The organism is Phytohabitans sp. LJ34 (assembly GCF_052068095.1).
Taxonomy (GTDB): domain Bacteria; phylum Actinomycetota; class Actinomycetes; order Mycobacteriales; family Micromonosporaceae; genus Phytohabitans.
The window spans coordinates 159,502-181,638 of the sequence record NZ_JBQHDG010000021.1; the positions used below are offsets into that span (position 1 = coordinate 159,502).

Consider the following 22,137-nt stretch of genomic DNA (forward strand, 5'->3'; position numbering starts at 1 on the left):
GACCGCTGCGCGGTCCCCGGGGAAACGTGGAGCGCGGCGGAGCGTTTTCTTGGGGTGCGTCTCCCGCGGCCTCACCCATCCGCCGTTGGTCGATCTTGTGTCGCGGGCCTGGCAGTGCGGGTCGGGGATCTCGGCGAGCGCCAGCTCGCCGCCGACCCGTGCGGTCTCCGGCGGGAGCAGCGGTCCGCCGCTGACACGGCCCGGGAAATCCTGCGCTGAGGACCATCACGAAGGTCATCACCCTGATCCGGGATCCACCCACCGCCCTCGGCGGTCTGGAAGGCAAGCGAAACGTGGCTGCGACGACTCGGCCGGCTTCCTTGATCGAGGCGGCGGAGGCAGGTCAGGTTAGTGATCGTGGTGAGTTCTTGCTCCTGGAGGGGCAGTAAACGTCCACGATCCGTTTGGGCGTGGTCGCCCTCTGCGCCGATCAAGGAAACCGAACAAGCGATAGCGTGTCTGCCCCTCAGCCTCTGACTTCAAAGATCCGTGGACGACCTCGGGTCGCGTGGAGCGACACGCTGCGTTACTTCTGGGCGGTGGCCGGCGCGCTTTCCCGAAGCTCGGCTATGTATTGGTCTCCGGTGGCCTGGTAGACGTTTACGCAGTTGGTGGCGGTCATCGTCACGGAGCCGCCGGCGGAGGCGCGGCGGGCCGGCGGGTCCGGCGGGCGCCTGTCGCGGTCGGGTTCGTTCGTCAGCTGGCGGGCGAGGGCGACGACATCCGGGCCGGGGCGGGTCTTCGCGACATCTCGCAAGCGGTCGGCCGTGCGTGCCATGAAGGCTGGGATGAGCGCCCGCTGCCCGCTCGCCGCCAGGCCCCGGATCGCCAGCGCCAGCGTCTTGTCGGTGGGGTCGTCGAGGGCCAGCTCGGTCGCGCGGGTCGCCATCGCGGTCGCCCGGCCGGCGCGCAGGTGAAGGTCGAGGAGGTCGTAGGTCGCGTCGAGCCGTTGCCGCCTCATCCGCACCCGGTGCGCGTCCGCCCAGAGGCCGGTGACGTCGGCCAGTGCCTCGCCGCGCCACAGGGCGAGGGCGCGCTCCAGCGTCTCCGCCGCGCGCTGGTGGTCGCCTTCGCGGTGGCGGACGCGGGCGGAGGCGCGCAGGTCGACGAACCTCCGGTAGTCGACCACCCGCGGGTCGACGTCCAGCTGGTATCCGCCCAGCCGCCGGTTGGCCAGCGACAGGCGGTCACCGCCGCCGCGGGCGATCGTCCGCCGCACGGCGCGGACGTAGGTGGCGACCGTCTCCTCGGCCTTCGCCGGTGGGCGAGCGCCCCAGATGTGCTCGACGAACGTGTCGACCGACACCGGGCGCCCGGGGTTCAACGCCAGCGTCGCCAGGACGCAGCGCTCCGCCGCCCGCCCCGGCGCGAAGGTCGCGCCGTCGATCTCCACCTCGACGTCGCCGAGCAGTCTGATCTCCATCAGCGCGGGCAATCGCTGAGGAGGTCGGCCGCTGTCTTGGCGCCGCCTGGCACGCCTATCCGTTGGAAGACCGCCTGTGCCTGGCGGAACAGGCCGGCCGCCTCCGCCGGCGCGCCGGCGCGGGCCGCGCATCGCCCGGCGCCGAGAAGCGCGTTGGCCTCGGGGTGGGGCAGTCGCGCCCGCTCGGCCAGCTCCAGCGCCCGGCGGTAGCGGATGACCGCCTCGCCCTCCTGGTCGAGGAGCAGCAGCAGGTCGCCGAGGTTGACCAGGGCCTCGGCCTGGCCGAGCGCGTCGGACAGCGCCTCGAAGATGACAAGTGCCCGCCCGTGCCGGTCGGCCGCGCTCTGGGTGTCACCGGTGAGTCGGTCGAGGACACCGAGCTGGTTGAGCGCGTCGGCCTGCCCGGCCCGGTTGCGCATGCCCTGGTACATCGCCAGCGCCTGCATCATCAGCCGCCGCGCGCCCGGGTACGCGCCGGTCTGGCACAGCACGATGCCGAGGTAGTTGAGTGCGTTGGCCTGGCCCGGGCGGTAGCCGAGCTCGCCGTGGATCGTGAGCGCCTGGGCTAGTGCGTCGCGGCTCTCGTCGTACTCGCCCATGTGGCAGTGCGCGGCGCCGAGGTAGTTGAGTGCCTTCGCCTCGCCGTGCCGGTCGCCCAGATCGCGGTAGATGTCGAGGGACCGCCGGTGCGCGTCGACGGCGGGCGGGTAGCCGACCGTCAGCTGCTGGATGCCGCCGATCTGGCGCAGCGTGTCGGCGGTGCCGTGCGGGTCGCCGAGCTCCTCGTACAGCGCCAGTGCCTCGCGCTGCGCCGCGAGCGCTTCCCCGTACTCGCCGCTCGCCCAGAAGACGAGGCCGATCTCGTTGAGGGCCTCGGCACGCCCCTGCGGCACGCCGAGATCCTGGTAGATGGCGAGCGCCGAACGCAGGGCCGCGGTGGCGCGTACCGGGTCGCCCGCATGCCGCCGGACGCCGCCGAGCTGGGTCAGCACGTCGGCGACACCGCGCTGGTACCCGCTGCTCCGGTGCAGCGCCAAGGCTTGGCCGAGGGTCGTTTCGGCGTCGTCGTAACTGCCGGTGTGGCGATGCAGGGTGCCGAGCTCGCGCAGCGCGTCGGCCTGTGCCCGCCGGTTGCCGGCGGCACCCGCCGTGGCCGCCGCCGCGCGGTGCAGCGAGATCGCGCGGTCCCAGGGGCCGGCGAGGCCGAGGTACGGCGCCATCGCCGTGGCGAGGGCCGGGAGCACGGCTTCGGCGGGATGCGCCGGTGCCGTGCTCGAGCAGGCGAAGAGGTTGGCCTGCTCCACCCTCATCCAGCTCATCGCCGCGTGCCGGCTGTTGATCGGTGGAAGGCGGCGGACCGCCCCGTTCGACGCGCCGGCGGGCGGGCCGGCGCGGCGGGACAGGTGCCGGGACGCCGACTCCGCGGCCCGCCGGTAGTAGTCGAGCAACCGCGCCGTCGCCGCGCCGAGGTCGGCCGGTGCGTCGCTCTCGGCGCGCATGACCGCGTACTGCCGGATCAGGTCGTGCAGCCGGTAGCGGCCGAACGCGGGCTGGTCGACGAGGTGGTGATGGTAGAGCGCGTCGAGGCTCTGCCGCGCCTGGTCCGGTGTCGTGTCGTTGAGCGCGGCGGCCGCGTACGGGTCGAGATCGGGCCCCGGGTGCAGTCCGAGGCGGCGGAAGAAACGCCGGAGGTTGACCGACAGCTGGCGGTACGACAGGTCGAACGCCGCCTCCACCGTCACGTCCTCGGCGCCCATCCGGGAGAGATGGTGCTTGGTCTGTGCGAGGTCGCGCACGAGCTCCGTTATCGGCCACTGCGGCTCCGAGGCCAGGGGTGAGGCCAGGAGGCAGATCGCGAGCGGCAGGTAGCCGCAGAGCCGGGTGAGGTCGTCGACCAGACCCTTCTCGGCGGGCTTGAAGTGACGGTTGGCCATCCGGCCGAAGAGCGCCGCGGCGTCCTCCGGCGGCAGCGTGCCCAGCGCCAGGCTTATCGACGCCTGCTGTGCCAGCAGTCCGGTCAGTCGCTGCCGGCTGGTGACCATCACGAGGCAGTGACTGGCACCGGGCAGCAGCGGTAGTACCTGCTTGCGGCTGTGCGCGTTGTCGAGGACGACCAGGGCGCGGCTGCGGGCCAACCGCTTGCGCCAAAGCGCCGCGCGCGCGTCCAGCGCCGCCGGAATGTGGGCGGGGCGCACGCCGCCGGCGGCCAGCAGTTCGAAGAGCGCGTCCGCCGGATGCATGGGCCGATGCCCGGTCGTATGCGCGTGCAGATTGATATAGAACTGGCCGTCCGGAAAATGGTCTTGCAACATGTGCGCGGCGTGTACCGCGAATGCGCTCTTGCCGACGCCGGGCATCCCGTCGATGACGTAGACGGGAATGATCCGCTTGGCCTCCGCGGTCTGGGTGACGTTGTGCACCAGGGCCATCAGTTCGCGCTTGCGACCGGTGAAGGCCGGAGTGTCCCGCGGAAGATCGTTGCAGGGTGCGGCCGGTGCGGGAGCCGTCGACGTGTTGTAGATGTACTGACTGCCACTCGATTGATAAACATGTTCGCTGTCTTGCACGTGCAGACGCCTTTCGCCCGCGGGCATGGCGTCGTCGGGATCATCATCTGCCCCTGGTGTCCACCCCACAACAACCACCGGTCCTCACTGATCGTGGTGTGTTAACTACCGTACGAGATGGACGCGAATACAGTTCAGCTCGATTCGAAGATCGGTCGAGACTGAAATGATCGGCTTTCTCATTCATTTCAATTCATTGGCGCCCGATGCCACTGAAATTGGTCGCCGTGAAAATTACGGATGATGTGGGACCACCACTTTGGCATGTTACTGGCAGCGATGCGTGCCCTACTCTGGGTGGTTGGGGAGGGGGCCGCATGATCGATCCCATGATGCTCGCCGTCGCGACGGCGCTGGCCACCAAGGCCGCGGAAGGGCTTTCGGAGGCGGGCCGCGCCGCGTTCGGCGCGCTCGTCCAGCGGGTCCGCTCCCGGTTGGCCGCCGAGCCCGGCGGGACGGGGACGCTGGAGTCGGCCGAGAGTCATCCCGGAGACGAGCGGCTCGTCGAGCGGTTGGCGGCCGCACTTTCCGTCGCCGCCGACCGCGACCCGACGTTCGCCGCCGACCTGGCCAGGCTGTGGTCGGCGGTGCGCGATGCCGCGGTGGTGGCCGCGCACGACGGCGTGGTCAACCAGCAGTCCGGCTCGGTGGGCGGACACGTCGTACAGGCACGTGACGTGAGCGGCGGGATCACGTTCGGCGCCGGCTCCGCCGAGGACTCCCGCGGCGGCCGATGAACCGGCCTGACCCGGGCGGCGTCAACACCGAAAACGCGATCGGTGGCTACGTCGGTGGACACGCGGTGCAGGCGGGGGTGATCCACGGCGGCGTACACGTCCACGGGGCGCCGCCCGCCGCGCCGCCCGCGCCCCGGCAGCTGCCACCGGCACCGGCGCACTTCGTCGGTCGCGAGCGGGAGCTGGCCCAGATCGACGCGATCGTCGCGCGGCCCCGCGGCGGGCCCGCGCTCGTCGTGATCAGCGGGCCGGGCGGGGTGGGCAAGTCCAGCCTCGCGCTCGCCTGGGCACACCGGGCCAGCGCGCGCTTCCCCGACGGGCAGTTGCACGCCAACCTTGGCGCGTTCGATCCGACGGGTCCGAGCAGCCCCAGCACGTTGCTCGCACACCTGCTGCGTTCGTTCGGCCTGGCACCCGAGCGGGTCCCGGCCGGCCTGGCGGAGCAGAGCGCGCTCTTCCGCTCGCTGGCGGCGGGCCGGCAGCTGCTCGTGTTGCTGGACAACGCGATCTCCGCGGCCCAGGTCCGGCCCCTGCTGCCCGCCGCACCGTCCTGTGTGGTGCTGGTGACCGCGCGGTGGCGGCTGGGCGGCCTGCTCGGCGACGGCGCCGCCTTCATGACGGCGGAGCCGCTCGGCGAGGAGGCGGCCACCGAGCTGCTGGCCCGCGCCATCGGGCGCGAGCGGGTCACGAGCGACACCGCTTCGACGTCGTCGCTGGTACGGCTCTGCGCCGGGCTGCCGATCGCGCTCACCATGGCCAGCGCGCGCCTGGCGACCCGTCCACGCTGGCCGGTGAGCCGGATCGTCGGCGAGCTGGCACAGGAACATCGGCGGCTGGCCGCCCTCGGCCGCGAAGGGGTATCCGTGCAGGGCGCCTTCGACCTCAGCTACCGGGCGCTCGACGCGCCGGCGGCACGCTGCTACCGGGCGGTGGGTTTGCACCCCGGTGCCACGTTCGGCGTGCCGGTCATCGCGGCGGCGCTGGAGGCCGGCGAGGAAGACGCGGCGGTGGCACTCGACGAGCTGGTCGAGGCGAGCCTGCTGGAAGAGGGCGCGGACGGGCGCTTTCGCCCGCACGACCTGGTGCGGCTGCACGCCCGGCAGGCCGCGGCCACCGATCCGGAGGCGCCCGCGCTCCTGCTCCGGACGCTCGAATGGCACCTCGCCGGTGTCCTCGCGGCGGACCACATCCTGACGCCGTACCGGGAGCGCGACCTCGACGCCCCGTTCAGGTACCTGCGGCCGGACGCCGTCACGCACGCCGGCCGCGGTGAGGCGCTCGACTGGTTGGAGGCGGAGCGGGACAACCTCGTGGCCGCGGTCCAGGAGGCCGCGCGCGACCGGCCGCTGCTCGCCTGGCGGATCGCGGACTCGATGTGGCCGTTGTTTCACCTGCGCCGCCACCACCACGACCGGATGGTGGTCGACCGCATCGCCGTCGAGTGTGCGACGCGCCTCCAGGACCGCAAGCGCGAGGCGGACATGGTGCGGCGCTGGGGATTCGCGCACTTCGACGTCGGGCGCTTCGACGAGGCGGGCGAGCTGTTCGAGCGCGCCCGCCGCCTTTCCGCGGAGTTGGGCGACCGCCCAGGCGTGGCCGTGGCCATCGGCGGCCTCGGCATCGTGGCGGCGGCCCACGACCGGTACGGCGAGGCGATTGTCCACTTCGGAGAGCAGGAGCGCCTCTGCCGCGAGCTGGGCGACCTGCGGTGTATCGGCTTTGCGCTGTTTCGCCTGGGCACCGCGCACAACGCGCTCGCCCAGCCGGAGCCGGCGGCCGACCACCTGCGCCGGGCGGACGCGGTCTTCGCCGACCTCGGCGACGTCGACCCGTACAACCAGTCGCGGGTGCACATCGAGCTCGGCTACGCGCTGGGCCGCCTCGGCGACCGGCCGCAGGCGGAGAAGCGCCTCACCGCCGCCCTGCACCGGATGCGCGAGCTGGGCTCGCCGCGCGGCGAGGCCTATGCCCTGCACCGGCGGGGAGAGCTGGCCCTGGCGGCGACGGACCTGCCGCGGGCGCGTGCCGACCTGGCCCGTGCCCTACTGATCTACGAGCGGCTGGCGGACGTCGAGGCGGCTGAGGTACGCCGCCTGCTGGCTACCCTTCCAGCACCCGACCCGGCTCCATCCAATCTCGACAGTGACGCCGTCGAGCGCGGCGACCGGCCGCCCGGACGCCAGCCACCCGTGTAGAAACGCGGCGACCGGCACCGGCCGCCCGCCCGCGGCCGTGACGAGCGATCCGTCCCGGAGCCCGAGCAGGGTCCTCCCGTCACCGCGGTCCATCGCCACGATCCCCGCGCCGGGAAACCGTTCCAACGCCTCGTGAATCCACTGTGGAGAGGGCTGCGCGCGCCGGGCGACGATGACGTCGGCCACCTCAAGCCAGCGCGGCGGCGCCCGATCGACGTCGGCGATCACCGCGACCTCGGGGCGGCTCACAGCCGGCTCCGGTCGTCGCCGACCGGCATGGGCCGGCCTACCGGCGCCGGCGCGCAGCCCGTCTCCGGTTCCGGCAGCCGCAGCAGGTGGTACATCCGGGCGCGCAGCAGGCTGGCCGCCGCACCCGGCCGGGCGGTGACCGCGCCGGCGACCCGGGCGTACGCGGCGGCGTCGAAGGAGGCGACTGCCGCGCGCAGCTGGGGACCGAGCGGGCGGCCCGGCTCCACCGCCCGGGTGACGGCGCCCATGATCTCCGCGGCCGCACCCGGCGCGGTCGGCGGCAGTGGTCCGGCCCGGAGCACGGGCACACCGGCGGCGGCCGCGTAGATCGTCGCCGAGCCGTGGTCACCGATGACGACGTCCGCCGCGGCGACGAGGCCACGCCAGCTCGCCGGGTCGACGAGCCGCAGCCCGGCCCGCCGCTGCCGGGCGAGCCACGCGAGCACCTGCCGGCTCCCGTGGCCGTGCCAGGCCCCCGGATGGATCACCATGGTCACCGCGTACCGGTCCGGAAGGTCGGCGACGAGGTCGAACAGGGTGTCCGGCGCGCGCCCGAGCAGCGAGTCCGGGCCCCAGGTGGAGCTGATCGCGACAAGCGTGCGCTGGTCGTCGACGCCCAGCGCCTCCCGATAGGCGGCGCGATGCCGCCGGCTCTCGACCAGGCGGTCCAGGCAGAGGTCGCCGGTGACGGCCGCCACGGGTACCGCCTCCGGGCACTGGTGCCGCAGAGCGTCCACCACGTCGGGGTGCGACACCGCCACCGCCGCCGGCAGGAGGCGGCCGAAGTGGGTGAACCACGGCGCGCCGAGGCCGACCACCATGCCGCCGCTCGCCCGGGTCAGCTTGTTGTTCATGACGCCATGGGCCAGCGCCAGCCACGGCCCGCCGAGCTCGTGCAGGCCGCCGCGATCGGCGGACACCACAAGGTCGAAGTCCGTGTGCACCGCCTGGTCCCAGTCGATCGCGACGACGCCCGCCGCGCGCAGGTGGTCGTGCACCCCACCGCTGAACCGATCCGGCGCCTGTGTGAACACCACCTGGATCCGGCGGTCCGGCTCCAGCAGCTCGATCGCGTCGAGCACGTGCCCGGCGCTCGCCATCGTGTGTACGGCGGCGAGCACGGTGCGCTCGGTCGCCACGGTCCGCCAGAAAGCGGCGTCACGCCCTATCGGAAACCTCAGCCATCGCATGCCGAGATCGTGCGACGCGTTGGCGGACAAGTTCCGTGCACGAATCCGGACACCAACCCGGACAGGATCTCCAATCGCGCAGGTCGGAACCGTGAAAAATTGTCACGTCGAATCGTAAGGGACAAAGACGCTTGCCCATACTTACGGGCTCGCAAGGAATTGTTCAGCGGGCTGACAAATAAGCTTGTAACGCCGCGCGCACGCTCAGCAAAGATCGCAATCTTCCTTGCGTGGCGCAAGCGTGCCCCGATAGCATGATCGCGAATTCGCGGGATGGCCCCAACGGGCACGGCGCCCCTCGCCAGCCGCGTAGAGACGTCACCGACCAGGAGGTTGCCCAGCCCAACGCAGTGGCGTCTCCTCCACCCACCATTCACCGGACGGCCGTCATAGCGGCCGGCATATCGGTGTGCCTAAATGGATAGAGGTTGATTAGCAGTGGTCAGGTTGATAGCCGCCGTCGCGCTCGCGCTTTCCCTGCTCGCCGCACCGGCCGCCGTGGCGGCGGCTCAGTCCGTCGCACCAGCGCCCAAGAAAGAGGCGTACCTTCACCCCGAGGTTCAGCGGCGATGCACCCCGCAGAATGCAATTTTCATCTGACCGCCCCGACTATTAAGAACGTAAATTCAGTCGGCGATGCGGGCGGCGCGGGCGTGCAGATATCGCTGCTGCGGCTGGCTTGTCGTGCGGCCGGCCGCCAGGTCGTACGCCGCGCGGGCCGCCGCCCGCTCGCCCGCCATCTCCAGCAGGTGGGCCCGGACCGCCTCCAGCCGGTGGTCGCGCGCGATCCGCTCGTCGGCCTCGAGCCCTCCGAGCAGCTCGAGACCGGCCCGCGCGCCGCGCACCATCGCCACCGCGACGGCGTGGTTGAGCGCGACCATCGGGTTGTCCGAGATCTCCATCAGCACCTCGTACAAGGCGAGGATCTGCGGCCAGTCGGTCGCCTCCGCGCTCGGCGCCTCGTCGTGGACCGCCGCGATGGCCGCCTGGATCTGGTACGGCCCGGCCACGCCCTTCGGCAGCACGGCACTGATCAGGTCGACGCCTTCCCTGACGTACGCCGCGTTCCACCGGCTCCGGTCCTGCTCCGCCATCGGGACGAGCTCGCCGTCCGGACCGGTGCGCGCCGGTCGCCGCGCGTCGGTGAGCAGCATCAGCGCGAGCAGGCCGGCCACCTCACCGTCATCGGGCAGCAGTCGGTGCACCATGCGGGCCAGCCGGATCGCCTCGCCGGCGAGCTCGGCGCGCTGGAGCGCCGGGCCGGAGGTGCTCGTGTACCCCTCGTTGAAAATCAGGTAGAGGACGTGGAGGACGGCGGCGAGCCGGGCGGCGCGCTCCTCGGGCCTCGGCATCCCGAAGGGGATGCCGCTCTGCTGGATGCTCTGCTTGGCCCGGGTGATCCGCCGGGTCATCGTGCCCTCGGGCACGAGAAACGCGCGCGCGATCTCGGCCGTGGTCAGGCCGCCCACCGCCCGCAGCGTGAGCGCGATCTGGCCGGCCGGGGTGAGCGCCGGATGGCAACACATGAAGAGCAGGATCAGTGTGTCGTCGGAGTCGGACACCGGGCGGTCGGCGGCCGGCGCCAGCCACTGCTCGGGCAGCACCCACTGGGCGACCGTGTCCTCGCGGCGCTGGCGGGCCTGCTCGCTGCGGAGCAGATCGGTCAGCCGCCGCGCGGCCACCGTGATCAGCCAGGCCTTCGGCCGCTCCGGCACGCCCTCCTCCGGCCACTGCGACGCGGCCGCGAGCAGCGCCTCCTGCACGGCGTCCTCGGCGGTGTCGAAGTGCCCGTACCGCCGCACGACCGCGCCGAGGACCTGCGGCGCGAGCGTGCGCAACAGGTCCTCGACCTCGGCGTCCGGCACGGCTCCGCTCAGAGCTCCAGCTCGTCCACGCCGTCGACGATCGGCCTGACGTCGACGTACCACTCGTTGGCGAGCTTGGCGTGCTCCGGGTGCGGCGTGTACGCGAGCTTGGCGGCGATCTCGGTGGCCCGGTCGAAGCTCTCGCACTCGACGATGTTGTAGCCGGCCAGGACCTCCTGCGTCTCCGCGTACGGCCCGTCGGTCACCACCGGCACGCCGTCCCGCAACCGCACCCGCCGCGCGTGCACCGGCGCGGTGAGCCCGCGCGCGTCGACGAACTCGCCGGACTCGACCAGCTCCTCGTTCCACTTGCGCATGAAGTCGTGGAGTGCGCCGATCTCCTCGGGCGTCCAGGCCGGGCTGTCTCCGCCGGCCTTCCCGGTGATCATGTCGTAGTCCCGCTGCGACCCCATCAGCATGATCATGTACTTCATGGCCGTGCTCCTCTCCACCGGCGCCACGGTGGCGCCTTCACAGGAGACGTCGGAGCCACCGCTCGCCACCGGACACCACCTTTGGAAGATAGTCGGCGAGCGCGGGCGGGGTGCCCCGCCCGCGCCGTCTCAGCCCAGGCCTTCGCCGGCGGGCTGGCGGATCGTGACGTTGAGGCGGTTGAAGAGGTTGGTGGTGGCGATCCACATGACGATGGCGGCCAGCTCCCGCTCGTCGAAGTGCTTCGCCGCCGCCTCCCACACGTCGTCCGGCACCGCGTCGCCGCGGTCGGCGATCCGGGTCGCCGCCTCGCTCAGTGCCAGCGCGGCCCGCTCGGCGTCGGTGAAGTACGGCGACTCGCGCCACGCGGCCACGGCGAAGAGCCGCTCGTCGGTCTCGCCGGCCTTCTTCGCGCTGCGCGCGCCGGCGTCGACGCAGTAGCCACACCCGTTGACCTGGCTGGCACGCAGGTGCACCAGTTCCAGGATCGAGGCCGGCACGCCCACGCCGTGCGTCACCTTGACGAGCATGTTGATCGCCTTCATCGACTCCGGCAGGACCATCGCCGGGTTGGTCATCCGCTGCATTTCCGTCTTCCTCTCTCGGTCTTCGTTACCGCGTTGACGGGACCCGCGGGGAAGAGGTGACACGGCCGCATGAGACGCCCGTCACGGGGAATCGAGCCCTCCATGACCACGACGCTCTCCATGCTGGAGACCCATCCGCGGCGGGCGGACGTCGACCGGACCCGCCTCGCCGCGGCGATCGACTCGCTGAACGCGTGCGCGGAAACCTGTACCGCGTGCGCCGACGCCTGCCTCAGCGACGACCAGGTCGCTGACCTGACCCGCTGCATCGCGCTCAACCTCAACTGCGCCGACATCTGCCTCGCCACCGCCCGAATGCTGTCGCGCCACGCCGGTGCGGACGGCGCGATCAGCCGGACGATGCTGGAAGCCTGCGCGACCGCCTGCCGCGCGTGCGCGGAGGAGTGTGCCCACCACGTCGAGCGGCAGCAGCACTGCCGGGTCTGCGCCGAGGCGTGCTATTCGTGCGAGCGGGTCTGCCGCGACCTGATGGTGGCGTTGCGGTGACGACCGGGCCGCGGTTTGTGGGCGGCCCGAGCGGGTAGCCCTTTCGGTATGAGTGCAGACACCGATGGCGTCTGGCGGGACGAGGAGAAGCTGCCGCTGTCCGAGCTGACCCGCGCGATGGCGAGGTCACCCGGGGACGGGCAGGTCGACGACGAGTCCGGCAACGACGCGGGCATCGTGCAGGCCGAGGAAGAGGTCCGGCGCGAGGTGGACGACACCGATGGCGAGCCCGATCCGCACAGCGCGGCGGGCCGTGCGCTGCGCCCCGACTTCACCGGTCACACCGGACCGCACTGAGCAACCCCCCTTTGAAAGCCTTGTGAAAGACCCCTGCAAGCCGTCGCGGATAGATTCCTGTCCACACCGCGACGTTGAACGCCGGCCACATGTGTCGCGTTCCTGACCCTGCTGTGCCGCAACCGATACGTCGTGCCAGGCGTGTTGCCGGCCGCGACCGTTGGAGTCGGCAGAGCGGGGAGAGACGTGAAAAGACTGGGCAGGCTTGCGCTAGCGCTTATTGTCCTATTAGGAGCGAGTGCGACCGGGGCCGCCGCTCCGCAACCGGCGGCCGCCGCCGGTCGTGCCGCGGAGCAGCGGTGGGTGACGCTCGTTACCGGCGACCGGGTGCTCGTCCGGGTGCTCGGTGCCCGGGTCGAGGTGGTGTCGGCCCGAGCGGGCGAGGGCCGGCACGTGGGGTTCGTGCGGCATGCGGACCGCGGCGGCGAATACGTCCTGCCGACCGACGCGTTGCCGCTCGTCGCGGCGGGCCGGGTGGATCGGCGGTTGTTCGACGTCGCGGCGCTCATCCGCATGGGATACGACGACTCGCGCCCGGATCTGCCGGTCATCGTGGGTCACCAGGGCTCGTCCGCCCGGTCGGCCGGTGAGCGGCTGCGCGACGCCGGCGGCCGGGTGACACGTGACCTGCCGGTGATCGGTGCCTCGGCCGCCACGGTCGGCAAGGCTCGCGCCGGCGCGTTCTGGCGGGCGGCCACCGAGTCCGGCCTGAGCGGCCTCTGGCTGGACGGCAAAGGCAAGGTCAGCCTGGATCGAAGTGTGCCACAAATCGGTGCGCCGGCGGCCTGGCAGGCCGGGCACACCGGCGCCGGTGCGACCGTCGCCGTGATCGACTCCGGGCTCGACGCCACCCATCCCGACCTCGCCGACGCCGTGGCCGGCGCGAAGGGCTTCGTCGACGAGGAGCCCGGCACCGACGACCGCAACGGTCACGGCACCCACGTCGCCGGCATCATCACCGGCAACGGCGCGGCGTCCGGCGGCGAGCGGGTCGGTGTCGCGCCCGACGCCAAGCTGCTCGTCGGCAAGGTGGCGGACGTCTACGGCGACGTCTCCGAATCCCAGGTGATCGCGGCCATGGAGTGGGCCGTCGACGAAGGCGCCGACGTGGTGAACATCAGCATCGGCTTCTACGACGAGGAGGGCACCGGTCCGCTCGAGTCGGCGCTCAACCGGCTGGCCCGGGACTCCGGCACGCTCTTCGTGGTGTCGGCCGGCAACGACGGTCCCGCGCCCGGATCGCTCGGAAGTCCCGGCACGGCCGACGAGGCCCTGACCGTCGGTGCGGTCGACCGGCAGGAGGCCCTGGCCGACTTCTCCTCCCGCGGCCCGCGCATCGGCGACCTGGCCGTCAAGCCCGACATCACCGCGCCGGGCGTAGACATCGCGTCGGCTCGGGCGGGCTCGGACGGCGACCCCTACGTGGCCATGTCCGGCACCTCGATGGCCGCACCACACGTCGCCGGGGCCGCGGCGATCCTCGCCGGCCAGCACCCCGGATGGGACGCCGACGAAATCAAGCCGGCCCTCATGGGCAGCGCCACGCCGAGGGACGGCGCCACCGTCTACGCGCAGGGCGCCGGGCGGGTGGACCTCGCGCGGGCCACAACGCAGTCGGTGACCGCCGCGCCGGCGAGCCTGAGCAAGGGGTTGGTCCGCTGGCCGTACGCCAGCGGCGCGGGGACCACCGACACGATCACGTACCGGAACCACGGAAGCGCCCCGGTGACGCTCGACGTCGCGACCGACGTGCGGGGACCGGACGGCCAGCCGGCGCCGGCCGGGATGTTCACCGTCGAGCCCGCCCAGATCACGGTGCCGGCCGGCGGCACGACGTCGGTGCGCCTGGTCACGGACCCGTCCGGACCCCGGCCGCCGGGCATCTACGGCGGGTACGTCGTCGCCGGCGACGGGCGAACGTCGGTGCGGACGCCGGTCGCGGTGACCCTGGAGGTCGAGAGCTACGACCTGTCCCTCAGCTTCCTCGACCGGGGCGGCGCGCACACGTCCTCGTACTCGGTCCAGGTGACGGACGTCGACACCGGGAAGAGCAGCGAGCCGTACGACGCCTCCGGAACGGTCGGCGTGCGGCTGCCCCGGGGCCGCTACTACGTCACGGCCACCGTCACGACCCCCGACGGCTCTGGCGGCGACAGCACCACGCTGGTCGCCGAGCCGCTGGTGACGGTCACCGCCGACAGCACGTTCGTCGTCGACGCCCGGCAGGCCGTGCCGGTCGGGCTCGCCGTCGACCGGCCCACGGCCCGGCCCGCGTCCGCCGAGTTCGGTTTCTCCCGCCGGGTGGCCGGCTACGACGCGGAGACGCGGTACTTCGCGGAGAACTTCGACGGGCTCTTCGTCCGGCCGTCGCGCACGTCCGCTCCCGCCGACGAGTTCACCGTCCACATGCGAGGCCACCTCGCCGAGCCGGACGGCACCGGCGGATTCACGGGCAGCCCGTACTTTTACCACCTGAGCTGGACCGACGCCGCCGGCGGCCTGCCGGACACGCTCGTCAAGCGGATCCGTGACGCCGACCTGGCCACGGTGCGCACCGAGATCGCGGCGTCGGCTCCGGACCAGGTGGCCCGCAAGGACAACCTCGTCGACGTGGCGACCCCGGCCACGCTCGTCGAGCGCTACACACCGGGGCTGGAGTGGCGGCGCGAGGTCTCGCTGCGCCCCCGCGGTGCGGGCGAGTACGAGTACACCGCGTTGATCCGGTCCGCGCCCGCGACCTACCGGCGAGGCACCACAGTGGAACGCTGGAACGCCGCCCCGTTCGGACCGTCCTTTCCGGACCATCCCTCGCTCGGCGGGCAGGGCGGCTGGCGCTCGGACGACACGATCGGATACACCCTGAACCTCTTCACCGACCAGGCGGACCGCCACGTGGGCTGGTCGGCCACCGACACGGCCCAGACGGCGCTGTCGCGAAACGGCCGGCAGGTGGGCGTGGGAGACGGGCTGAGCGGCTCGTTCGACGTGCCCTCCGCGCCGGACACCTACCGGCTGGAGGCCAGCGCGACACGATCCACCGCGACACTGTCCACAAGGGTCGACGCGGCCTGGACCTTCCGGTCCGGGCACTCGGCGGCCCCCGACGCCCAGCCGTTGCCGTTGCTGGCCATCCGTTTCGCACCCACGCTCGACCAGCGAAACCGGGCCAAGGCCGGCTGCACGTTCGCGCTGCCGGTGCACGTGCAGCGCCAGCCCGGCGCACCGGCGAGCGGGCCGCGCGCACTACGGGTCGACGTGTCCTATGACGACGGTGGGCACTGGCAGCCCGCGCCGCTGACCGGCTCGGGCTGGAGTCGCACGGCGGTGATCACCCACCCGGCGGCGGACGGTTTCGTCTCCTTGCGCGCCACCGCCGTCGACCGCGACGGAAACACCGCGGAACTCACTCTGGTCCGCGCCTACGCCATCGGCTCGTAGGGCCGCGTCTCGCCGGGGCCGCGGCCACTCGTCGCGGCCCCTGGCGGGAGGGCTCCGCTGGCCTGGTGGGCGCGGCAGGGTTCGAACCTGCGACCCCTCGGTTGTAAGCCGAGTGCTCTTCCGCTGAGCTACGCGCCCCGACGCCGGCTGTGAGGCCAGGCGGCGGCAATCGTACCTTGCCTGCCCTTGGCGATCGGCGCAAGTCGACGGGTCAGGCCTCCACCTCAGCCAGCGCCTTGCGCCAGCCGGCCTGGTCGCGGGCCTCGCCGGGCATGTTCATCTCGGCGAACCGGACGATGCCCGCCTTGTCGATGACGAAGGTGCCGCGGTTGGCGTAGCCGCGGTCGGCGTTGAAGACGCCGTACGCCTGGGCGACCGCGCCGTGGGGCCAAAAGTCGGACAGAAGGGGAAAATCAAACCCCTCCCGGTCGGCCCACACCTTGTGGCTGTAGACCGAGTCGACGCTGACGGTCAGGACCTGGACCTCCGCGTTGGCGTAGGCGTCGAGGTTTTCCGCCACCTCGCACAGCTCGCCCTGGCACGTGCCGGTGAACGCCAGCGGGTAGAACACCAGCAACACGCTCTTGCCGCCCCGGAAGTCGGACAGGCGGACCTCCTGGTTGTTTTGGTCGCGCAGGAGGAAGTCGGGCGCCTCCACGCCCACCGGGATCGGCATCGGTGAAACCCTTCTCGTAGAGCGCATGGCGACGGGCCGGCGGTCCGTGGGAGGGGGCGCCGCCGGTCGTACGCGGGATGGCTACTTCTTGCGCGCGGCGCGCGGTGTCACCAGCCGTGCCGCACTCCAGTCCTTACCCGCGTTGACCGTCGACGTCTGCTGGAGCCCGGCGGTCGGTGCCACCTCGCTGATCTCGCTCGGCTCGACGTGCCCCGGCCGGCCGGCCTTGGGCGTCAGCAACCACACCACGCCGCTGTCGGCGAGGGGGGTCAGCGTCTGTACCAGCAGGTCGAACAGGTCGCCGTCGCCGTCGCGATACCAGACCAGCACCGCGTCGACGACTTCGTCCGTGTCTTCGTCGACCAGCTCCCCGCAGCGGTCTACAAGGGCGTCGCGGAGATCCTCGTCGACGTCGTCGTCGTAGCCCATCTCCATGACCACCATCCCCGGCTCGATGCCGAACCGGTCCGCCAGGCTGCGTACGCCGTCGGCGGCCTGACCAGCGGTCGCGCTCACTGTCGCATGCCTCCTCATCTCAACAGCTCCCGGCGTGAACCGCCGATAGCGCGTAGTCCACACAGTTGCGTCGCCGCGCGCAAGTGGCGCACCGAGTGGAAGGCAATTTACCGTGCCAAGAGCCCTCGGGCACCCTGGGTGATGGCATCTTCGGTCACGAGCACGTGACGGGCGGCCGGACCTAGCGGGATGAACGAGTCAACTGACGCGATTCGCCGCGCCGCGCCCACGTAGCCGCCATCGACGAGAGCCGCCAAAACACCCTCGCCGACACCGCCGGAACGGCGTGTCTCGTCCACGATGAGCACCCGCCCGGTCGCGGAGGACTCGCGGATGATGTCGGCCACCGGCAGCGGGGCGAGCCACCGCAGGTCCACCACCCGCGCGCCGACGCCCTCGGTGGCCAGGCGGGCGGCGGCCCGCAGCGACATGCGCACCCCGTTGCCGAACGTGATGATCGTGATGTCTTCGGCCGAACCCACGCCGTACACGCGAGCGCGCCCGATCGGCACATGAGCGGCCGACCAGGCATCCGGGGGCAGGTAGGGGGCGAGCCACTCGCCGTCACCCTCCGCGTACAGGTCGCGGGTGTGGTACAGCGCGATCGGCTCCAGGTACACGCACACGCTGCCGTCCACCGCCGCGCTGGCGAGGCAGGTGCGCAGCATCGGCGCGGCGTCGTCCGGCCGGGCCGGCACCGCGACCACGATGCCGGGGATGTCCCGCAGCACCGCCACCGAGTTGTCGTTGTGGAAGTGGCCGCCGAACCCCTCCTGGTACGCGAGGCCGGCGACGCGTACCACCATGGGGTTGCGATAGGCGCCCCGCGAGAAGAACTGCATGGTGGCCGCCTCGCCGCGGATCTGGTCCTCGGCGTTGTGCAGGTAGGCGAGGTACTGGATCTCCGGGACCGGCAGCATGCCGCTCAGGCCGGCACCCAGCCCCAGGCCGAGGATCGAGGTCTCGTCCAGCAGTGTGTCGAAGACCCGGGACGCGCCGAAGCGGTCGCGCAGGCCCTTCGTGACCCCGTACACCCCGCCCTTGACCGCGACGTCCTCGCCGAACGTGGCCATGCTCGGGTTGGCGACCATGCCGTCGGCGAGCGCCGCGTTGATCGTCTGGGCGAGCGTGAGCGGGCCGGCCTCCTCCGGCAGCCGCCCGGAGAAGCCCGCGTCCCGGGCCGGTCCAGAGGGCCCCTCCGCCCGCGCGGCGGCCTCGGAGATCGCCTTCGCCACGCGTACCGGCCGGCGGGGCGCCAGCGGGGCCGCGACGTCGGCCGGACCCTCCAGCTTCGCCTCGCTGAGGACCTCCTCGGCCACTTTGCGGACCTGCCAGCCCACTTCGTCGTAGCGCGAGACGATCTCGTCCGGCCGGGCCAGGCTGGCGGCCACGAGCAGCCGGGCGGTGGCGACGAGCGGGTCGCGGGCCACGTCCCGCTCGATGTCGCCCGGTGTGCGGTAGGCGGTCTCCGCGTCGGCGCCGGCGTGACCCATCAGTCGCACGGTGGTCAGGTGGAGCACGGCGGGCCGCCGGTGCCGCCGCACCCACGCGGCCGCCTCCGTCGCCGCGTCGAACGTCGCGGCCACGTCGCACCCGTCCGCGGCGAAGTACCGGATGCCCGGCCGCGCACGCAGCGCGGCCTCCACCCAGCCCGACGGTGAACGGACGCTGATGCCCAGGCCGTTGTCCTCGCACACGAAGAGCAAGGGCAGGCGCAGGCCGGAGTGGTCGCACCAGCCGGCCGTGTTGAACGCGGCCACCGCGCTCGCGTGGTTGATCGAAGCGTCGCCGAACGAGGACACCGCGATCGCGTCCGCCGGCCACGGCGACCGCGCGTCGAGCTGGGGACGCGCGGCACGCGTGGAACGGGTGGCCGGGCCCAGCCGCCGCAGCCGCTCGATCGCGAACGCGACCCCAACCGCGCGGGGCAGGTGCGAGGCCACCGTGGACGTGGTCGGGATCACGTGGAGATCGGCGTTGCCGAAGACCTTGTGCCGCCCGCCGGCGATCGGCTCCTGGCTCGAGGCCACCATCCCCCGAAGCACGTCACGCGCGGCGGCGGCGACCGCGCCGTCGCCGTTTTCCTCGTCCTTGACCGGCATCGCCTGCGCCACGCGGGCGCAGTAGAACCCGCCCGAGCGGTAGTGCAGCAGGGCCGGATCACTGGGGCGCAGCGCGGCGGCGACGGCGGCGTTGCCCTCGTGGCCCGAGGAGCCGATCGTGTAGAACCCCTCGCCGAAGCTGCGCAGCCAGCGCCCCGCCAGGTCAAGATGACGGCTGGTGAGCTGGGCGTCGAACAGGTCGAGCGCGGCGCTCCCGGTGAGCCCGCTGCCCTCACGCACCGGCGCGCCGGGCTCCTGCTCGCCCGCGGACTCGGCCAGGCCGCCTACCGCCTCTCGGAAGCGCTGATCCAAATCTTGAGGGGTCGTCACGGTGCACAGCATTACCGACCGGAGCCAACCCCGGCCACCCGGAGCGTCCGCCGGCCGCTCAGATCCGGCCACTCCGGCGCCCGGCTCACGCTGGAGGCGATCACGAAACGACCTGCCACGCGTGGGGCGTGGCAGGTCGCGTATTTCCGTCCATGGGTCGTGCAATTTGTGATTGTCAAATGCCAGTTGCCTTCTGCCAAATACACCGGCCCTTATATTCCGGATGCAGGTAGCACTTATCCGGTGCCGCGACCACGACCGACACGGCCGAGGCCGGAGCCGCGACCGCTGGAGCCGCGACGGCGGCCGTGCTGGCGAGTATGACGGACGCGATCACGAGGACGCCGCGAGCTAACAGTCCGGCCACGCTGACTCAAACCTCTTTTCATTCTTGGGCACGACGATGTGCCGGCCTTTAAGGAAGGCCGCTTTCTGGTTTAGGCGATGTGGATGACGTCAGGCACCACTACGTTGTGCTGGCTGCCTCCCAGTCGGTAACGTCACTCCACCACTTGGCCAAGGCCCGGTTCCCTTGGTTGCCTTGCGCCAACGGAGATCGACGTTAGTACTCCGCAGGACTGGAAGCAACACCTTTGGGGCATCTCGCCCAACGTGCCCATTGCGTTACGAATTGTTGGTCGTCGCTCAAAACAAATAGGTCCACAAATATTTACGTGCGCAAATCATTGACGAACCGCCCATACACGGGACACCTAAAGTGAGCGGGCCTCGGCAATTGCGCCGGGCCCGCTCGCTCGCCGGATTCACTCGTCGGGTGGTGCCTCACATGCGATGCCATCACCGTCGCGGTCGAGGTCGTACGGATCGTTGTTCGGGTCGAGACGGAACGGCCGCTCCTTGAAGTCTTCGCAGTCCGGGTCGTCCGACTCACCTGACCCGGGCGGCGGTTCGCAGGCGATGCCGTCGCCGTCCGCGTCGAGGTTGTCCGGGTCGTTGTTCGGGTCGATCGGGAAGGACTGGCGTTCGAAGTCGGCGCAGTCCCGGTCGCCGTTCCTGGGCATCGGTGGGCCGACCATCGGCGGCCGGCTGGTCTCGGCAGGCGCTGCCGCGCTCTCCGCGGCGGCGGGCTCCTCCGCCACCTCAGGTGCGGTCTCTACCCCAGGCGGCGAAGGCTCGGACGACGCCGGCGGGGCGATGGCCGCATCATCCTCGGCGGCCGGTGCCTCGGCGGTAGGCGAGGACGACGGGATCGGGACGCGGATGCCGTCGGCGGCGGGGACATCCAGCTCGGTGGTGGCCGGCTCCGCGGTCAGCGGCGTTGCTGACGGCATCACTACGGCGTCTGACGCGAGTGCGAGCGCGGGCGCGCCCGTCTCCATGGCCGCGCCCAGGCCGACCGCCAGCGCGAGGCCGGCTGCCCCGCACAGGCCGACGGCGGCGGACCGCCATGGATGCGTGGATGCGTACATGAGCATGAGGGTGACGCCGGCCCCGGCCCGGCCGGGCCGGAACGCGGGAAGTCGCCGCCCGCCGCCCGCCCGGCGCGCATAATGCCCGGCCCACGCCCGGGAGGCGCTCACCGCCCGCCGGACCTACGCCCGGGACGCGCTCACCGCCCGCCGCCCCACGCCCGGGAGGCGTTCACCGCCCGCCGCCCCTACGGCCCAGGGCGGCACCGCCCGCCTCGGCTCACGCCCGGGAGGCGCTCACCGCGCCGCCGCACAGCAGGGCCGCGATCAAGACCGTGACCAGCGCGAACGACCCCGTTCCCAGGTACACCGCGCCGAGCGCGGACACGCCCAGCACGCTCGCGAGCAGGGCGCCGGTCGACACCAGCGCGGAGAAGGACGCGGCCTGCTCGGGGCGGATGAGCGGGGAGATCCGGGTGACCAGCGGCGTGAAGCCGGCCGCGTGGCCGGCGCCGCCGACCAGCAGCAGGCCGCTGCCGACGATCCAGGGCCAGCCGGTACGCCCGACGGCCGCGGTCGCCAGCGCCGCCGCCCCAAACGCCAGCGGGCCGACCACCGACACCGCCCGCGCGGGCAGGCGGCGGGCCAGCAGGCTGCTCGTCGCGAAGCCGGTCGCGTACGGCACGAACGCGAGCCCCGCCGCCAGCGCGCCGAAGCCCAGCGTGTCCTGGAGGTGGAGCGTCAGCGTGAAGAGGAACGCGGCGTAGCAGCCCATCACCGCGCAGCAGGCGGCCAGCCCGCGCCGCACCGGGCGTACGGCCAGCACCGCGAGGTCGACCAGCGGCGCCGCCACCCGCCGCTCATGGCGGACGAACGCCGCCAGCAGCGCCGCGCCGGCCCCGAGCGGGAGGGCCCACGCCCAGGCCGGCCAGCCCTGTTCGCGCCCGAGCACGAGCGGGAGAACGACGCCGACCATCGCCGCGGAGAGCAGCCACACGCCGGTCAGGTCGAGGCGTGCCGGCGTGGGCGTGCCGGCCGGCAGCAGGCGCGGGCCGAGCACGAGCAGGACGAGCCCGACCGGCACGTTCACGAGGAACGCCGGCCGCCACGACAACCCGCCCAGGTCGACGCTCACCACCAGGCCGCCGACGATCTGGCCGGCCGCGACGCCGAGGGCGAGGATCATCGAGTACAGGCCGATCGCCCGCGCCCGCGCCGCGCTGTCCAAGCGGATCTGGATCAGCGAGAGCACCTGGGGCGTCATGATCGCGGCGGCTGTGCCCTGCGCGATCCGCGCGGCGACGAGAAACGCGGCCCCGGGCGCGAGGCCGCACGCCAGCGACGTCACGGTGAAACCGCCCAAACCGATCAAAAACACGCGCTGGTACCCGTACCGCGCGCCGATCCGGGCGCCGGTGACCACGAGCACGGCGAACGCCAGCGTGTACCCGGCCAGCACCAGCTGCTGCACCGCCCCGCTCCCGCCGAGGTCGGCCCGGATGGCGGGCGCGGCGACCGCCACGATCGAGTTGTCCATCGACGCCATGGCCTGGCCGGTGAGCAGGACGGCGAGCATCGTCCCCGCGCGCGGCCGGGAGTCGAGTGTGGTCACGGCGGCAACTCTGCGTCCGGCCGGCGGGGGCGGTCTTGAACATC

General features: G+C 72.3%; 16 protein-coding genes and 1 tRNA gene. 5 read left to right on the forward strand and 12 right to left on the reverse strand.

Going from position 1 to position 22,137, the window contains the following annotated elements; all coding sequences use genetic code 11:
* Positions 1-526: 526 nt before the first annotated feature.
* On the reverse strand, positions 527-1,423 hold the full coding sequence (locus tag ACTMTJ_RS33225; RefSeq protein ID WP_441222600.1) for an AfsR/SARP family transcriptional regulator: 897 nt from the start codon (positions 1,421-1,423) through the stop codon (positions 527-529).
* A complete protein-coding gene (locus ACTMTJ_RS33230; protein ID WP_441222601.1) occupies positions 1,423-3,852 on the reverse strand; it encodes an ATP-binding protein in 2,430 nt (809 codons plus the stop codon). The genes ACTMTJ_RS33225 and ACTMTJ_RS33230 overlap by 1 nt, the downstream gene beginning before the upstream one ends.
* A gap of 455 nt (positions 3,853-4,307) precedes the next feature.
* Between ACTMTJ_RS33230 and ACTMTJ_RS33235 the strand changes: the two genes are divergently transcribed.
* A complete protein-coding gene (locus ACTMTJ_RS33235) occupies positions 4,308-4,727 on the forward strand; it encodes a hypothetical protein (protein WP_441222602.1) in 420 nt (139 codons plus the stop codon).
* Positions 4,724-6,922 (forward strand): ATP-binding protein, encoded by a 2,199-nt coding sequence (locus tag ACTMTJ_RS33240; protein WP_441222603.1) that lies wholly within the window; start codon positions 4,724-4,726, stop codon positions 6,920-6,922. The genes ACTMTJ_RS33235 and ACTMTJ_RS33240 overlap by 4 nt, the downstream gene beginning before the upstream one ends.
* 245 nt (positions 6,923-7,167) lie before the next feature.
* Here ACTMTJ_RS33240 and ACTMTJ_RS33245 read toward each other — a convergent pair whose 3' ends face one another.
* The 4 genes from ACTMTJ_RS33245 to ACTMTJ_RS33260 all read right to left on the reverse strand — a co-directional run bounded on the left by ACTMTJ_RS33245 (position 7,168) and on the right by ACTMTJ_RS33260 (position 11,245).
* Positions 7,168-8,361 (reverse strand): hypothetical protein, encoded by a 1,194-nt coding sequence (locus tag ACTMTJ_RS33245; RefSeq protein ID WP_441222604.1) that lies wholly within the window; start codon positions 8,359-8,361, stop codon positions 7,168-7,170.
* Between the two features lie 626 nt (positions 8,362-8,987).
* The gene (locus ACTMTJ_RS33250; protein WP_441222605.1) at positions 8,988-10,226 is read right to left on the reverse strand and encodes an RNA polymerase sigma factor; all 1,239 of its coding nucleotides are present in this window, start codon (positions 10,224-10,226) and stop codon (positions 8,988-8,990) included.
* 8 nt (positions 10,227-10,234) lie between these two features.
* Positions 10,235-10,660 carry a YciI family protein gene (locus tag ACTMTJ_RS33255; RefSeq protein WP_441222606.1) on the reverse strand — a complete coding sequence of 142 codons (426 nt, stop codon included), beginning with the start codon at positions 10,658-10,660 and terminating at the stop codon, positions 10,235-10,237.
* A gap of 129 nt (positions 10,661-10,789) precedes the next feature.
* Positions 10,790-11,245 carry a carboxymuconolactone decarboxylase family protein gene (locus ACTMTJ_RS33260; protein ID WP_441222607.1) on the reverse strand — a complete coding sequence of 152 codons (456 nt, stop codon included), beginning with the start codon at positions 11,243-11,245 and terminating at the stop codon, positions 10,790-10,792.
* Positions 11,246-11,347: 102 nt separating this feature from the next.
* Between ACTMTJ_RS33260 and ACTMTJ_RS33265 the strand changes: the two genes are divergently transcribed.
* The 3 genes from ACTMTJ_RS33265 to ACTMTJ_RS33275 all read left to right on the forward strand — a co-directional run bounded on the left by ACTMTJ_RS33265 (position 11,348) and on the right by ACTMTJ_RS33275 (position 15,487).
* Positions 11,348-11,752 carry a four-helix bundle copper-binding protein gene (locus ACTMTJ_RS33265; RefSeq protein ID WP_441222608.1) on the forward strand — a complete coding sequence of 135 codons (405 nt, stop codon included), beginning with the start codon at positions 11,348-11,350 and terminating at the stop codon, positions 11,750-11,752.
* Between the two features lie 48 nt (positions 11,753-11,800).
* Positions 11,801-12,049: a hypothetical protein gene (locus tag ACTMTJ_RS33270; RefSeq protein WP_441222609.1), complete on the forward strand. Its 249-nt coding sequence runs from the start codon at positions 11,801-11,803 to the stop codon at positions 12,047-12,049.
* Between the two features lie 303 nt (positions 12,050-12,352).
* Complete coding sequence (locus ACTMTJ_RS33275; protein WP_441222610.1) at positions 12,353-15,487, forward strand: S8 family serine peptidase; 3,135 nt, start codon at positions 12,353-12,355, stop codon at positions 15,485-15,487.
* 63 nt (positions 15,488-15,550) lie between these two features.
* On the opposite strand, the gene ACTMTJ_RS33280 is transcribed toward ACTMTJ_RS33275, so the two are convergent.
* The 6 genes from ACTMTJ_RS33280 to ACTMTJ_RS33305 all read right to left on the reverse strand — a co-directional run bounded on the left by ACTMTJ_RS33280 (position 15,551) and on the right by ACTMTJ_RS33305 (position 22,093).
* Positions 15,551-15,625: transfer RNA gene (locus ACTMTJ_RS33280), tRNA-Val, on the reverse strand.
* Between the two features lie 73 nt (positions 15,626-15,698).
* Positions 15,699-16,163, reverse strand: coding sequence for a peroxiredoxin (locus ACTMTJ_RS33285; RefSeq protein WP_441222611.1), 465 nt, complete (start codon positions 16,161-16,163; stop codon positions 15,699-15,701).
* A gap of 81 nt (positions 16,164-16,244) precedes the next feature.
* Positions 16,245-16,679 (reverse strand): DUF3052 domain-containing protein, encoded by a 435-nt coding sequence (locus tag ACTMTJ_RS33290; protein WP_441222612.1) that lies wholly within the window; start codon positions 16,677-16,679, stop codon positions 16,245-16,247.
* Between the two features lie 107 nt (positions 16,680-16,786).
* On the reverse strand, positions 16,787-19,123 hold the full coding sequence (locus tag ACTMTJ_RS33295; RefSeq protein ID WP_441222613.1) for a thiamine pyrophosphate-dependent enzyme: 2,337 nt from the start codon (positions 19,121-19,123) through the stop codon (positions 16,787-16,789).
* A gap of 752 nt (positions 19,124-19,875) precedes the next feature.
* The gene (locus tag ACTMTJ_RS33300) at positions 19,876-20,541 is read right to left on the reverse strand and encodes a hypothetical protein (protein ID WP_441222614.1); all 666 of its coding nucleotides are present in this window, start codon (positions 20,539-20,541) and stop codon (positions 19,876-19,878) included.
* 220 nt (positions 20,542-20,761) lie between these two features.
* Positions 20,762-22,093 carry an MFS transporter gene (locus ACTMTJ_RS33305; RefSeq protein ID WP_441222615.1) on the reverse strand — a complete coding sequence of 444 codons (1,332 nt, stop codon included), beginning with the start codon at positions 22,091-22,093 and terminating at the stop codon, positions 20,762-20,764.
* Positions 22,094-22,137: the final 44 nt, after the last annotated feature.